This is a genomic window from Pseudomonas sp. Z18(2022) (assembly GCF_036346535.1).
GTDB lineage: Bacteria > Pseudomonadota > Gammaproteobacteria > Pseudomonadales > Pseudomonadaceae > Aquipseudomonas > Aquipseudomonas yamanorum_A.
On the sequence record NZ_JAOTOA010000007.1, the window covers coordinates 26,739 to 39,500 of the forward strand.

Consider the following 12,762-nt stretch of genomic DNA (forward strand, 5'->3'; position numbering starts at 1 on the left):
ATAATAAAACCCGTGCCTCAAGAGGCACGGGCAGGTCGAGCTTAAGCCTGGGTAGCGTATTTCGCCAGACGGGTGTCGCCTTTCAGTACCGCCAGGGTGTTGTTGTGCACGTCATCAGCAGTGACGTCAGCCTTGCTGAAGATTTGCTGGAAGTGCTCGTGAGTCACAGCGGCAAAGTGCTCGCGATCTTCAGGAGCAACGCCCAGTACCACGGCGTAGGTAGTCAGCGCCTCGCCGTTACCCTTGGCCATGTCTTCGGACAGCTCGTTCATCATGCCATTCATGGCAATCCACGATTTGCCACCGTAGGTCAGTGCGCTGTTGGTGCTGCAGCCGTTGGTGCCCGAGGTCATGCCGAAGGTGGCGTTGCCCGAGGTACCGTTGGTGGTGGAGGCGAGGAAGTGAGCGGGAGTGCCGCGTTGGCCTTCGAACAACATGTTGCCCCAACCGCAGTTCGGGCCACCTGGCGCTTCAGCCATTGCATTGAGGGAGACGACGGTGAAGAGAGTACCGAGAAGGATCCGTTTCATAGCTTTGTTCTCTTTGTGTGCAAACCAATGGACAAGGGTTCAGGCGCCTCAAAGCGCCCTAGGGGCCGGTTATTAGTCCAACCCGCGCAGTTTGGAGTTTAGGCATGATCCAAGGGTTCCGTGACTTTTTATGAAACAAGCCGGAAACACTCGGTTTTTTTACAGCCCCGAACCCGGGTCTATGCTTTCCCTAAGCCGTGCCTTGCCAGCCGGCCCAACCCGGCGCCAGAATGCCGTCATCTGCCCCGCCTGATGTAAGGAAGCCCGATGCCTGATCCTGTTGCTGCCAGCTTGCGTCTAGCGCCCGAAGCGCTGACTCGTCCTTTTTCCGCTGAACAGTTCAGCTTCTCGACCACCAATGATTTGGAGCCCTTTCGCGGTGTGCTTGGCCAGGAACGTGCGGTCGAAGCCTTGCAGTTTGGTGTGGCCATGCCACGCCCCGGTTACAACGTATTTGTCATGGGCGAGCCCGGTACGGGCCGCTTTTCGTTCGTCAAACGCTACCTCAAGGCCGAGGGCAAGCGCCTGCAGACCCCGGCCGACTGGGTCTACGTCAATAACTTCGATGAGCCTCGCGAACCCCGTGCCCTGGAGTTGCCGGCGGGCGGTGCAGCTGCGTTCATCAGCGACATCAACGGCCTGATCGATAACCTGGTCGCGACCTTCCCGGCGGTCTTTGAACACCCGACTTATCAACAGCGTAAAAGCGCCATCGACCGTGCCTTCAACCAGCGTTACGACCGCGCCCTGGATGTGATCGAGCGCCTGGCCCTGGAAAAGGACGTGGCGCTGTACCGTGACAGCAGCAACATTGCCTTTACCCCGATGCTCGACGGCAAGGCCCTGGACGAGGCCGAGTTCTCGCAGTTGCCGGAAGCCGACCGCGAGCGTTTCCACACCGACATTTCCGAACTGGAAGAACGCCTCAACGAAGAACTCGCCAGCCTGCCCCAGTGGAAGCGCGAGTCCAACAACCAGATGCGCCAGTTCAACGAAGAAACCATCACGCTGGCCTTGCAGCCACTGCTGGCGCCGCTTTCCGAGAAGTATGCGGAGAACGCGGCGGTCTGCGGCTACTTGCAGGCGATGCAGGTCTACCTGCTGAAAACCGTGGTCGAGCAGTTGGTGGACGACGCGAAAACCGACGCCCAGGCCCGCAAGTTGCTGGAAGAGCAGTATTGCCCGAGCCTGGTGGTGGGCCATCCGGTCAACGGTGGCGCGCCGGTGGTCTTCGAGCCGCATCCGACCTACGACAACCTCTTCGGCCGTATTGAATACAGCACCGACCAGGGCGCGCTCTACACCACTTACCGTCAGTTGCGGCCGGGTGCGTTGCACCGGGCCAACGGCGGTTTCCTGATCCTTGAAGCCGAGAAGATGCTCAGCGAGCCGTTTGTGTGGGACGCCCTCAAGCGCGCCCTGCAATCGCGCAAGCTGAAGATGGAGTCACCGTTGGGCGAACTGGGCCGCCTGGCCACCGTGACCCTCAACCCGCAAGTGATTCCGCTGCAACTCAAGGTCATCATCATTGGTTCCCGTCAGCTGTACTACGCGTTGCAGGACGCGGATCCGGACTTCCAGGAGATGTTCCGGGTGCTGGTGGACTTTGACGAAGACATCCCGATGGTGGATGAAAGCCTGGAGCAGTTCGCCCAGTTGTTGAAAACCCGCACTTCGGAAGAAGGCATGGCGCCGTTGACCTCGGATGCCGTGGCGCGGCTGGCGACCTACAGCGCGCGCCTGGCGGAGAACCAGGGGCGCTTGTCGGCGCGTATCGGTGATTTGTTCCAGTTGGTCAGCGAGGCGGACTTCATTCGTCACCTGGCGGGTGATGAACGTACCGACGCCGGGCACATCGAGCGCGCGCTCAAGGCCAAGGCCACGCGCACTGGACGGGTTTCCGCACGGATTCTCGATGACATGCTCGCCGGGGTGATCCTGATCGACACCGCCGGTGCGGCGGTGGGCAAGTGCAACGGGCTGACCGTGCTGGAGGTGGGTGACTCGGCGTTCGGTGTGCCGGCACGGATTTCCGCCTCGGTGTACCCGGGCGGCAGTGGCATCGTGGATATCGAGCGTGAGGTCAATCTCGGCCAGCCGATTCACTCCAAAGGCGTGATGATCCTCACCGGTTACCTGGGCAGCCGTTATGCCCAGGAATTCCCGCTGGCGATCTCGGCGAGTATCGCCCTGGAGCAGTCCTACGGTTACGTCGACGGTGACAGTGCGTCCCTGGGCGAGGCCTGTACCTTGATCTCGGCCCTGTCGAAGACGCCGCTCAAGCAATGCTTCGCCATTACCGGCTCCATCAACCAGTTTGGTGAAGTGCAGGCGGTGGGCGGGGTCAACGAGAAGATCGAAGGCTTCTTCCGCCTCTGTGAAGCCCGCGGGCTGACCGGCGAGCAGGGGGCGATCATTCCCCAGGCCAACGTCGCGACGCTGATGCTTGATGAGAAGGTGTTGCAGGCCGTGCGGGACGGGCAATTCCATGTCTACGCCGTGCGTCAGGCTGACGAAGCCTTGAGCCTGCTGGTGGGCGAGCCGGCCGGTTCGCCGGACGAGGAGGGGCAATTTCCTGAAGGCAGCGTCAATGCGCGAGTGGTGGAGCGTCTGCGGGCGATTGCCGAGATGATCAGCGAAGATGACCTGAAGGAAGCCGAGAAGGAGCTGGCGCAGGAGGCGTTGGCCGAGGCCAAGCCGGTGTAATCAATGCCGAAGGGGCCGGCTGTCCGGCCCCTTCGGCATATTTTTGACGCCGCCATGACGGCAGTCGTCCGTTGGTCCCCCAGCCTTGGTTTGTAGCGGGTTTCTTCTATTCTCAGCTCAAGGGATATCCAAAGGAGTCGCTGGATAGAAACAGTCTTGCCCTGCAAGGCTGAATACCGGATCTACCGAGGGTCGCCGCCATGTCGCGCAACCTCTGCCTTACCCGCCAGTGCCTGGGCCTGGTCACCCGTATCGAATGTTCGATTCGCCCTCTCGCGGGGGATACCGGGATGTGGACTTTGTTGTTTGCCGCCGGAATGACTGGCGAGCAGCCTTCCACCATCAAGTCCCAAGGCCCGTTTCACGGACCTTTCGTGGCACAAACCATCCTCGATTCGATTGTCGAAAGCCTGACCCTGCACGGGTACGAGCTGGCTGATGACCCGCAGATATGGTGCCTGCACCTGCAGGCGCACTTGCGACAGCTCAATGGCGGACGGCAAACGGCGCTGAGTGATATCCGCTAAACATCGAAAACCAAATGTGTGGGTTTGTGTGGGAGCTGACTTGCCTGCGATGCAGGCAACTCGGTCTTTCAGCCAGACCGAGGTGATGCTATCGCGGGCAAGCCCGGCTCCCACACAAGCCGGCTTGGAGCTTCAGTACGGGTGGCGCTTACGGTTTGGGGGCAGGCGCTGCCTCGGGCTTGTCCAGCTTGACCTCAAATCCATACTCCACCGTATTCAGTCCGGTGCGCTGATAGGTTTCAAATGTGGTCGGCTGGCCGTAGAAGTAATGCACGTCGAACAACGCAGTGCCGTATTCCTCGGCCCGGTGGCTGACGCCGAGGATTTCCTTCAGGTAGTTGCCGCTTGCGTCCTTGGCATAGAACCGCCAGCTGTCGGCGGGGAACTGCTTCTGGTCGACAATCAGTGCGTTGTCTTTCAGCTCCAGGCCCTTGGGCAGTTGCCCTGCGGTGAGCGTGCCTTTTTCGATGGTGGCCAGGAACAGTGGCATTGATCCGACGGCAAATCCCGGGTTCTCGGGGAACAGGTTCAGGTCATAGGTGATGGTGGCGCGGCCCGGGTCGACCTCGTAGGCTTCGGCGGGCAGTTCGATCGGCTCGCCGAGCTTGCCTTCGTCGTTGGCAGTGAGGAAGGTCACGGGGGCATCGCCGCCGCCGCGGTCGTCGCCCAGCAGGTCATCGTTGAAGGTGTACGGGTGATCAAACTCGATGTGCGCCGCGCTGGCGTCATCCACCGATTGGTTGATGATGACGCTTTTCTTCAGTTGGTCTTCGGACAGCGTGGCATCCTTCAGCCAGTCGGAGGCCTGGTCGTCATACACGGTGACCGGCATCGGCAGGGGCTGTACGGTTTTCTCCAGGCTGTTCTTGTCGAAGCGCCGTACGGGCAAGTCCAGGTCCTTGCGGGTAATCGTGGCTTGGGAGAAGTCGAGGACGCTGACTTGCACGTTGTCGATCAGGCCGTTGAAGTACACCTTGGTGTAGTGGCTGTCCTGCTTGTGTTCGAAGGCTTTCTGCTCGTCTTCCAGCTGCTTCTCGAAGGTGTCGGACCAGGCTTTCTGCTTTTGCATCTCCGCCAGTTGTTTCTCGTAGAACGCCAGTTGTGCGGCGTTCTCGTTGATCGAGCCCGAGCGCGAGAGAAATTGCCCGGTGGTGTCGCGCGCCTGCACCAGCAGCGGGTTAGGCGATTCGTCGGCGACTTCCGGCGCGAGTGGAGCGCTGTTGGTCAGTTCGATCTCGGCGTAGTTCTTTTCCAGGGTCAGCAGGGTGACCGTGACGTTTTCTTCGGTGCGTTTGCGGCCCACGTCCTTTTTCGACAAGTCGAAGGTGAAGACTTTACGCGGGGCTATCACTTCTACCTTGCCCTTGAGGGTGACGGGCTGCGGCTGGCTCTTGTTGTCAGTCTCGATGCCTTCGACGAACGGGTAGGTCACCGTCAGGTCATCGGGGTTGGTCAGGTTGGAACTGGTGGGGCTCAACTGGATGCCCGGGTCGGTTTCCGACCATTCCGGCTGGAACGGGATGACCTTGTTGTTGCTCAGGGTCACCGACTGCCATTCCAGGCCGTGGGGGAATGGGAACTGATCGGGCATGTTGAAGTTGAAGGGGAAGATCGGCTGCAGGTCCGTCAGGTAGTCCGAATGGGACGCCTTGCGCAGCACAAACAGGCCATTGATGTAGGTATCAACCAGGGCCTGGGGCGTCGGGTAATGCTTGAGCAGCGCCAGGCTGTCTTCGCTGTACTCGGCCTCGATGGGCTTGGTGGCGAGCTTGGCCCGCGCCCGTTCCAGCAACAGCAACGAGCCACCGAGCTCGGACACGGCGTCCTTGAGCTTGGGGTCCTGGATGGCGTCCAGGGACTGTTCGAACTTGGCGGTTTTCTCTTCGAGGCTGGCTTGCTTGTGTTCATCGCTGGGGGAACAACCGCTGCCCATCAGCAACGCCGCACACAGGCCAATGCTGGCCAAAGGGGATCGCACATCCATTATCTGAGTTTTCCTGTCCGACATCATCGAGCCGAGTTGATGAGCTCGACACTAGCAGAAAAATTCTTTTACAGATGCCGTACAGATCAGTTTTCTCGACGGTTTCTGGGGTTTGGATGCGGCTGGTATACTCGGCGCCATTTTTAGCCACGCTGTGTGAGATTCAATGGAACGCTTTATCGAAAATGCAATGTATGCCTCACGCTGGCTGTTGGCGCCGATCTACTTCGGTTTGTCCCTGGGGCTGCTGGCGCTGGGGTTGAAGTTTTTCCAGGAAGTCTTCCATGTGATTCCCATGGTGTTCTCCATGAGCGAGTCGGATGTGATCCTGGTGCTGCTGTCGTTGATCGACATGGCGCTGGTGGGCGGCCTGCTGGTGATGGTGATGATCAGTGGCTACGAGAACTTCGTCTCCCAGCTGGACATCGACGAAAGCAAGGAAAAGCTCAACTGGCTGGGGACCATGGACTCCTCGTCGCTGAAGATGAAGGTTGCGGCGTCCATCGTGGCGATTTCGTCGATCCATTTGCTGCGGGTCTTCATGGACGCCAAGAACGTCGACCCCGAACACCTGAAGTGGTACGTGATCATTCACATGACGTTTGTAGTGTCGGCGTTTGCCATGGGTTACCTGGATAAGGTCACCAAGCATTAATTACCCCCTGGCGCTCTCCTGCGCGGGGCTCATCAAGGGCGTAGCTTGTGTGCTAGGCTGCTCGCCCTTTTAGTTTGGACGGCGTGTGTTGTCGTCCTACAGCGGAGCAGTTCCATGTCCGAAGTCAACTTGTCCACCGACGAAACCCGCGTGAGCTACGGCATTGGCCGTCAGTTGGGCGACCAACTGCGCGACAACCCGCCACCGGGCGTGAGCCTGGATGCGATCCTGGCTGGCCTGACCGACGCTTTCGCCGGCAAGCCTTCCCGTGTGGACCAGGAGCAAATGGCCGCCAGCTTCAAGGTCATCCGCGAGATCATGCAAGCCGAAGCTGCTGCAAAAGCTGAAGCCGCTGCGGGCGAAGGCCTGGCTTTCCTGGCTGAAAACGCCAAGCGTGACGGCATCACCACCCTGGCTTCCGGCCTGCAATTTGAAGTGCTGACTGCAGGTAGCGGCGCCAAGCCGACCCGTGAAGACCAGGTACGTACTCACTACCATGGCACCCTGATCGACGGCACTGTGTTCGACAGCTCCTACGAGCGTGGCCAGCCTGCTGAATTCCCGGTTGGCGGCGTGATTCCTGGCTGGACCGAAGCCCTGCAACTGATGAATGCCGGCAGCAAATGGCGTCTGTACGTGCCGAGCGAACTGGCTTACGGCGCTCAAGGCGTTGGCAGCATCCCGCCGCACAGCGTTCTGGTGTTCGACGTCGAGCTGCTCGACGTTCTGTAACACCTGCTGACAGCTGCTCCTGGCTCTGAGTGGGAGCTGGCTTGCCTGCGATAGCATCACCTCGGTTTCAAGTTAAACCGAGTCGTTTGCATCGCGGGCAACCCGGCTCCCACATAGAGCCAGTGTTATTCAGGGTTTGCAGGTTGCTCATGGATGAAACTTGCCATTGAGATCCGTCACTGGGCGCAACGCCCGGGCATAGCAGAACAGAAACAGATTTCTCACCACCTCCTTCAATACCCCAGGTTCACTGGAGCTCAGGCCATTGACGTCCAGGTCGCCCTGGTCCTGCAGTTCGCTTAGCGCTTCTTCTTCCAGCACTGCGCAGACTTCCCCGGTTTCCCGATGGAGGATTCGCAGGTAAGGGTGTGGACGGTCCAGCCAGGCATCGATCAAATAAGTCATGGGAAGCATCTCCTTGATGGGTTTCAATGAGAATAATTCTTATTCAAGGAATAGCAAGTGCCTATTGGCGATTTCCGGACTTTTCTGTGTGGATATTGTTTCTGATCAAAAGGCCTGGCCTTTTGCCGCCAGTGCGGAAGTGACGCGGGGAGGGTGAAGCGCCATCCCGTGCAGGGCACGGGATGGAGGCAGCAGGTTCAGACCTTGCGGACGAACTCGGACTTGAGTTTCATCGGGCCGATACCGTCGATCTTGCAGTCGATATCGTGGTCGCCGTCACACAGGCGGATGTTCTTGACCTTGGTGCCGACCTTGACCACCAGGGACGTGCCCTTGACCTTGAGGTCCTTGATCACGGTGATGGTGTCGCCGTCCTGCAGGACGTTGCCCACAGAGTCTTTCTTCACGGATTCATCGCTGGCAGCCTCGGCTTCGCCACCGACGGCCCACTCATGGGCGCATTCCGGGCAAATCAGCTGGGCGCCGTCTTCGTAGGTGTATTCGGAATTGCATTTTGGGCAGGGTGGCAACGTGCTCACTAAAGCTCCTTTAGTTTCAGGATGGCTAAAAAGCGCACATTGTATAGGGTTTTAGCCGGGCAGGGTGCAGCAACGCCAGAGAACGCTGTGGGAGCTGGCTTGCCTGCGATTGCATCACCGCGGTGTGACAGACAAACCGAGGTGCCTGCATCGCAGGCAAGCCAGCTCCCACATGAAGCAGAGCAGAATCAGTGAGTACGGGCGACCGCAAATTCACTCAGCTCAACCAGGGCGTCCCGGTATTCGCTGGCTGGAAGGGCTTCCAGGCACTGGATGGCACGAGCGACGTAGTCACGGGCCAGTTGTGCGGTGTATTCGAGGGAGCCCGAGGCTTCCACGGCTTCGCGGATGCTTTCCAGGTCTTCGATCCCGCCTTTCTGGATCGCCTTGCGCACCAGGGCCGCCTGTTCCGGCGTGCCTTCGCGCATGGTGTAGATCAGCGGCAAGGTCGGCTTGCCCTCGGCCAGGTCGTCACCGACGTTCTTGCCCAGGGTTTCGGCGTCGCCGCGATAATCCAGCAGGTCGTCCACCAGTTGGAAGGCCACGCCCAGGTGATCGCCGAAGGTGCGCAGGGCTTCGCGCTGCTCGGGTGTCGCTTCGCACAGGGCTGCGGCACTGTGGGTCGAGGCTTCGAAGAGCATCGCGGTCTTGCCGCGAATCACTTCCATGTAGGTTTCTTCGGTGGTGCTGGCGTCGCGAACCTTCGACAGCTGCAACACTTCGCCTTCGGCGATGATGCGCGTGGCCTGTGAAAGAATCTTCATCACCGGCATCGAGCCCAGCTCGACCATCATTTCGAACGAGCGTGAGTACAGGAAGTCGCCCACCAGCACGCTCGGCGCGTTGCCCCACATCGCGTTGGCCGTCTCGCGACCGCGGCGCATGCCGGACATGTCGACCACGTCGTCGTGCAGCAAGGTGGCGGTGTGCAGGAACTCGATGGTCGCGGCCAGCAGGCGCAGGTCATCGCCTTCGCGGCCGAGGGCCTTGCCACACAGCAACACTAATAAAGGACGCAGGCGTTTACCGCCGGCCGACGTAATGTAGTCGCCAATTTTGGAGACCAGCGGCACTTTAGAAGTCAGCTGCTTCTTGATGATGCCGTCGACGGCGCTAAAATCGTCCGCCACCGCGCGGTAGAAAGCTTGGGGTTGCATCAGCGACAGTCGCTCCAGAAGGGTTGCGCGGCATGCTAGGACCCACGTCCCGTAGTGTCAAGGCGCGATAGACGGCTACTTGCAACACCTCCATAGCTTGCGTACAATCGCGCACCCTGAACTTCCTGGGCAGCACCTGCCTTACGCAATTGCATTCGGGACGTCCATCCCATGCAGCCATGCCAGCCAATACCTCTTCTTATAAAGCGCTGGGTGAGCAGGATTATCGGAGAAATACCATGTCGTACGCAGTAATTGTTACTGGTGGCAAGCAATACAAGGTCGCCCCAGGTGAATACCTGAAGATCGAGAAGCTGGAAATCGCTACTGGCGAATCCGTTACTTTTGATCGCGTTCTGTTGGTCGCCAATGGCGATGACGTGAACATCGGCGCTCCAGTTGTTGCAGGCGCTACCGTTGTGGCTGAAGTGATCTCCCAAGGTCGTCACGATAAAGTCCGCATCATCAAGTTCCGTCGTCGTAAGCACCACATGAAGCGTATGGGCCACCGCCAGTGGTACACCGAGATCAAAATCACCGGTATTCAGGCTTAATTTCAGCCTAATTCCTCACTAGGAGAATTGACTCATGGCACACAAAAAAGCTGGTGGTAGTACCCGTAACGGTCGCGACTCAGAAGCCAAACGCCTTGGCGTGAAGATGTATGGCGGCCAGGTTATCATTCCGGGCAACATCATCGTGCGTCAGCGCGGCACCCAATTCCACGCCGGTTACGGTGTTGGCATGGGTAAAGATCACACTCTGTTCGCTAAAATCGACGGCGTGATCAAGTTTGAAGTAAAAGGCGCTTTCAACCGCCGTTACGTGAGCATTGTCCCGAAGACTGAAGTCGTCGCGGCATAATTACGTAGTTGCTGGAAAAGCCCTGTCTCGCGACGGGGCTTTTTCGTTTGTGGGGTGAGTCTCTTGCAAAGCTGTTTGTGATGGGCGAAAGCAGTGGATTTGCGGTCGTTGCTTGAGGTCGCTGCGCTCATTTTTGCAAGAGTCTTATGTCTTGGTTTCTTAAGCTCGTCCGTGCGACGAGAGGCGTTTTGTTATGAAGTTTGTTGATGAAGTTTCGATCCGAGTAAAAGCTGGCGACGGCGGTAACGGTTGCATGAGTTTCCGTCGGGAAAAATTCATCGAAAACGGTGGTCCTAACGGCGGTGATGGTGGTGATGGCGGCTCGGTCTACATGATCGCCGACGAAAACCTCAACACCCTGGTGGACTACCGTTACACCCGGCACTTTGATGCCGAGCGTGGCTCCAACGGCGGCAGCACCGACTGCACCGGCAAGAAAGGCGAAGAGCTGGTGCTGCGGGTTCCGGTCGGCACCACCGTAATCGACTCCGCTACCCAGGAAATCATCGGTGACCTGACCAAGGCCGGTCAGCGCCTGCTGGTGGCTCATGGCGGCTGGCACGGTCTGGGTAACACCCGTTTCAAATCCAGTACCAACCGTGCGCCACGCCAGACCACGCCGGGCAAGCCTGGCGAGCAGCGTGATCTCAAGCTGGAAATGAAGGTGCTGGCTGACGTAGGCCTGCTGGGTCTGCCGAACGCCGGCAAAAGTACGTTCATCCGCTCGGTGTCGGCTGCCAAGCCGAAAGTCGCCGATTACCCGTTCACCACTCTGGTGCCGAACCTGGGCGTGGTCAGCGTCGATCGCTGGAAAAGCTTCGTGGTTGCGGACATTCCGGGCCTGATCGAAGGTGCTTCCGATGGCGCAGGCCTGGGGATTCGTTTCCTCAAGCACTTGTCCCGTACCCGTTTGCTGCTGCACCTCGTCGACATGGCGCCGCTGGACGACACCAGTGCGCCGGACGCCGCTGAAGTGATCGTCAGCGAGCTGACCAAGTTCAGCCCGTCCCTGGCGGAGCGTGATCGTTGGTTGGTGCTGAACAAGTGCGACCAGATCCTCGAGGAAGAGCACGAAGAGCGCGTCAAGGAGATCGTTGATCGCCTGGAATGGACCGGTCCGGTCTACGTGATCTCGGCCATTGCCAAAGAAGGCACTGAGCGCCTGACGCGTGACATCATGCGTTACCTCGAAGATCGTGCCGATCGCCTCGCGGCCGACCCTGTCTACAAGGCAGAGCTGGCCGAGCTGGATCAGCGCATCGAAGACGAAGCCCGTGCCCAGCTGCAGGCGCTGGATGACCAGCGTGCGCTGCGTCGCAGTGGCGTCAAGTCGGTCCATGATATCGGTGACGACGACTGGGACGAAGAAGACGTGGATGATGAAGATGGCCCGGAAATCATTTACGTGCGCGACTGATTCGTTGCAGTAAACTTAAGCGCCGCTCAATCGAGCGGCGTTTTGGTATCTGGAAATCGGTAGTCACGAATAACGTTATGGGCGGCGCTGGGTCGCGCGGCCCTCTATCTAAGGTTGAAGATGATGCGGAGCAAGGTGACAGGTGCGCAGCGTTGGGTCGTTAAGATCGGTAGCGCGCTGCTGACGGCGGATGGCAAAGGGCTGGATCGTGCGGCCATGAGCGTCTGGGTGGACCAGATGGTGGCCTTGCATGAGGCTGGCGTCGAGTTGGTGCTGGTGTCGTCCGGGGCGGTTGCCGCGGGCATGAGCCGTCTTGGCTGGACCGCGCGACCCAGCGCGATGCACGAGCTGCAAGCCGCTGCCGCCATTGGTCAGATGGGCCTGGTGCAGGCCTGGGAATCCAGCTTTGCCGAGCACGGTCGCCACACGGCGCAGATTCTGCTGACCCATGATGACTTGTCCGACCGCAAGCGTTACCTGAATGCCCGCAGCACCCTGCGCGCTCTGGTTGAACTCAAGGTGATCCCGGTGATCAACGAGAATGACACCGTGGTGACTGACGAAATCCGTTTCGGCGATAACGACACCTTGGCAGCCTTGGTGGCTAATCTGGTCGAGGCTGACTTGCTGGTGATCCTCACCGATCGCGACGGCATGTTCGACGCTGATCCGCGCAATAACCCGGATGCCCAGCTGATTTACGAAGCGCGTGCCGATGACTCGGCGCTGGATGCGGTAGCCGGCAGTGTCGGTGGTGCCCTGGGGCGCGGCGGCATGCAGACCAAGCTGCGTGCGGCGCGGCTGGCGGCGCGTTCCGGTGCGCACACGATCATCGTCGGTGGTCGGATCGAGCGGGTGCTGGATCGTCTCAAGGCGGGCGAGCGCATCGGTACGCTGCTGTCGCCCGAGCGCGGCATGCTGGCGGCGCGCAAGCAGTGGCTGGCGGGGCATCTTCAGACGCGCGGTACCCTGGTGCTGGATGCGGGGGCGGTGTCTGCGTTGTCTCAGGGCAACAAAAGCCTGCTGCCGGTGGGTGTAAAACTGGTCCAGGGCAGCTTCCGCCGTGGCGAGATGGTGGTGTGTGTGGCGCCTGACGGGCGTGAGATTGCCCGTGGCCTGGCTAACTACAGCGCCCTTGAGGCGCAGAAAATCATTGGGCAGTCGTCTGAGGCGATTGTCGGTCTGTTGGGTTACATGGCTGAGCCGGAGCTGGTTCACCGGGATAACCTGATTCTGGTTTAAGTAA

At 59.6% G+C, this 12,762-nt stretch carries 13 protein-coding genes; 8 read left to right on the plus strand and 5 right to left on the minus strand.

Features of this window, described 5'->3' with window-relative positions:
- Positions 1 to 41 precede the first annotated feature (41 nt).
- Positions 42 to 530, minus strand: a complete 489-nt coding sequence (locus V3W39_RS16380) for a DUF3015 domain-containing protein (protein WP_177043372.1) — start codon at positions 528 to 530, stop codon at positions 42 to 44.
- Between the two features lie 267 nt (positions 531 to 797).
- Here V3W39_RS16380 and V3W39_RS16385 point away from each other — a divergent pair, with 267 nt between their 5' ends.
- Both V3W39_RS16385 and V3W39_RS16390 read left to right on the plus strand, forming a co-directional pair.
- Complete coding sequence (locus V3W39_RS16385; protein ID WP_177043373.1) at positions 798 to 3,236, plus strand: Lon protease family protein; 2,439 nt, start codon at positions 798 to 800, stop codon at positions 3,234 to 3,236.
- Positions 3,237 to 3,436: 200 nt separating this feature from the next.
- A complete protein-coding gene (locus V3W39_RS16390) occupies positions 3,437 to 3,763 on the plus strand; it encodes a PA4575 family protein (RefSeq protein WP_076014017.1) in 327 nt (108 codons plus the stop codon).
- Positions 3,764 to 3,911: 148 nt separating this feature from the next.
- Here the strand turns inward: V3W39_RS16390 and V3W39_RS16395 are convergent, their stop codons facing one another.
- On the minus strand, positions 3,912 to 5,747 hold the full coding sequence (locus V3W39_RS16395; protein ID WP_330212974.1) for a hypothetical protein: 1,836 nt from the start codon (positions 5,745 to 5,747) through the stop codon (positions 3,912 to 3,914).
- Between the two features lie 166 nt (positions 5,748 to 5,913).
- On the opposite strand from V3W39_RS16395, the gene V3W39_RS16400 reads away from it, so the two are divergent.
- Together V3W39_RS16400 and V3W39_RS16405 are read left to right on the plus strand one after the other, a co-directional pair.
- The gene (locus tag V3W39_RS16400) at positions 5,914 to 6,402 is read left to right on the plus strand and encodes a TIGR00645 family protein (RefSeq protein ID WP_010174946.1); all 489 of its coding nucleotides are present in this window, start codon (positions 5,914 to 5,916) and stop codon (positions 6,400 to 6,402) included.
- A gap of 114 nt (positions 6,403 to 6,516) precedes the next feature.
- Positions 6,517 to 7,134, plus strand: a complete 618-nt coding sequence (locus tag V3W39_RS16405; protein WP_177043375.1) for an FKBP-type peptidyl-prolyl cis-trans isomerase — start codon at positions 6,517 to 6,519, stop codon at positions 7,132 to 7,134.
- A gap of 147 nt (positions 7,135 to 7,281) precedes the next feature.
- On the opposite strand, the gene V3W39_RS16410 is transcribed toward V3W39_RS16405, so the two are convergent.
- From V3W39_RS16410 to V3W39_RS16420, 3 genes are all read right to left on the minus strand, one after another.
- Positions 7,282 to 7,539, minus strand: coding sequence for a PA4570 family protein (locus V3W39_RS16410; protein ID WP_003215856.1), 258 nt, complete (start codon positions 7,537 to 7,539; stop codon positions 7,282 to 7,284).
- Between the two features lie 197 nt (positions 7,540 to 7,736).
- Complete coding sequence (locus V3W39_RS16415) at positions 7,737 to 8,078, minus strand: zinc ribbon domain-containing protein YjdM (RefSeq protein WP_003215858.1); 342 nt, start codon at positions 8,076 to 8,078, stop codon at positions 7,737 to 7,739.
- A gap of 188 nt (positions 8,079 to 8,266) precedes the next feature.
- Complete coding sequence (locus V3W39_RS16420; protein WP_177043376.1) at positions 8,267 to 9,235, minus strand: polyprenyl synthetase family protein; 969 nt, start codon at positions 9,233 to 9,235, stop codon at positions 8,267 to 8,269.
- Positions 9,236 to 9,474: 239 nt separating this feature from the next.
- On the opposite strand from V3W39_RS16420, the gene rplU reads away from it, so the two are divergent.
- The 4 genes from rplU (at position 9,475) to proB (ending at position 12,758) form a co-directional block, all read left to right on the plus strand.
- The gene (rplU, locus tag V3W39_RS16425; RefSeq protein WP_003176051.1) at positions 9,475 to 9,789 is read left to right on the plus strand and encodes a 50S ribosomal protein L21; all 315 of its coding nucleotides are present in this window, start codon (positions 9,475 to 9,477) and stop codon (positions 9,787 to 9,789) included.
- 34 nt (positions 9,790 to 9,823) lie between these two features.
- Positions 9,824 to 10,099 (plus strand): 50S ribosomal protein L27, encoded by a 276-nt coding sequence (gene rpmA, locus V3W39_RS16430; protein ID WP_003215862.1) that lies wholly within the window; start codon positions 9,824 to 9,826, stop codon positions 10,097 to 10,099.
- Between the two features lie 193 nt (positions 10,100 to 10,292).
- Positions 10,293 to 11,516: an Obg family GTPase CgtA gene (gene cgtA / locus V3W39_RS16435; protein WP_076014014.1), complete on the plus strand. Its 1,224-nt coding sequence runs from the start codon at positions 10,293 to 10,295 to the stop codon at positions 11,514 to 11,516.
- Between the two features lie 123 nt (positions 11,517 to 11,639).
- Entirely contained in the window at positions 11,640 to 12,758 is a 1,119-nt protein-coding gene (proB, locus tag V3W39_RS16440; protein ID WP_330212975.1) for a glutamate 5-kinase, read from the plus strand.
- Positions 12,759 to 12,762: the final 4 nt, after the last annotated feature.

What these genes read in the sequence shown, in the direction of transcription:
- V3W39_RS16400 (WP_010174946.1), top strand. Translation starts at nt 5,914, where the DNA reads ATGGAACGCTTTATCGAAAATGCAATGTATGCCTCACGCTGGCTGTTG.
- V3W39_RS16380 (WP_177043372.1), bottom strand. Translation starts at nt 530, where the DNA reads ATGAAACGGATCCTTCTCGGTACTCTCTTCACCGTCGTCTCCCTCAAT.
- proB (WP_330212975.1), top strand. Translation starts at nt 11,640, where the DNA reads ATGCGGAGCAAGGTGACAGGTGCGCAGCGTTGGGTCGTTAAGATCGGT.
- cgtA (WP_076014014.1), top strand. Translation starts at nt 10,293, where the DNA reads ATGAAGTTTGTTGATGAAGTTTCGATCCGAGTAAAAGCTGGCGACGGC.
- V3W39_RS16410 (WP_003215856.1), bottom strand. Translation starts at nt 7,539, where the DNA reads ATGACTTATTTGATCGATGCCTGGCTGGACCGTCCACACCCTTACCTG.
- V3W39_RS16395 (WP_330212974.1), bottom strand. Translation starts at nt 5,747, where the DNA reads ATGGATGTGCGATCCCCTTTGGCCAGCATTGGCCTGTGTGCGGCGTTG.
- V3W39_RS16390 (WP_076014017.1), top strand. Translation starts at nt 3,437, where the DNA reads ATGTCGCGCAACCTCTGCCTTACCCGCCAGTGCCTGGGCCTGGTCACC.
- rplU (WP_003176051.1), top strand. Translation starts at nt 9,475, where the DNA reads ATGTCGTACGCAGTAATTGTTACTGGTGGCAAGCAATACAAGGTCGCC.
- V3W39_RS16405 (WP_177043375.1), top strand. Translation starts at nt 6,517, where the DNA reads ATGTCCGAAGTCAACTTGTCCACCGACGAAACCCGCGTGAGCTACGGC.
- V3W39_RS16385 (WP_177043373.1), top strand. Translation starts at nt 798, where the DNA reads ATGCCTGATCCTGTTGCTGCCAGCTTGCGTCTAGCGCCCGAAGCGCTG.
- V3W39_RS16420 (WP_177043376.1), bottom strand. Translation starts at nt 9,235, where the DNA reads ATGCAACCCCAAGCTTTCTACCGCGCGGTGGCGGACGATTTTAGCGCC.
- rpmA (WP_003215862.1), top strand. Translation starts at nt 9,824, where the DNA reads ATGGCACACAAAAAAGCTGGTGGTAGTACCCGTAACGGTCGCGACTCA.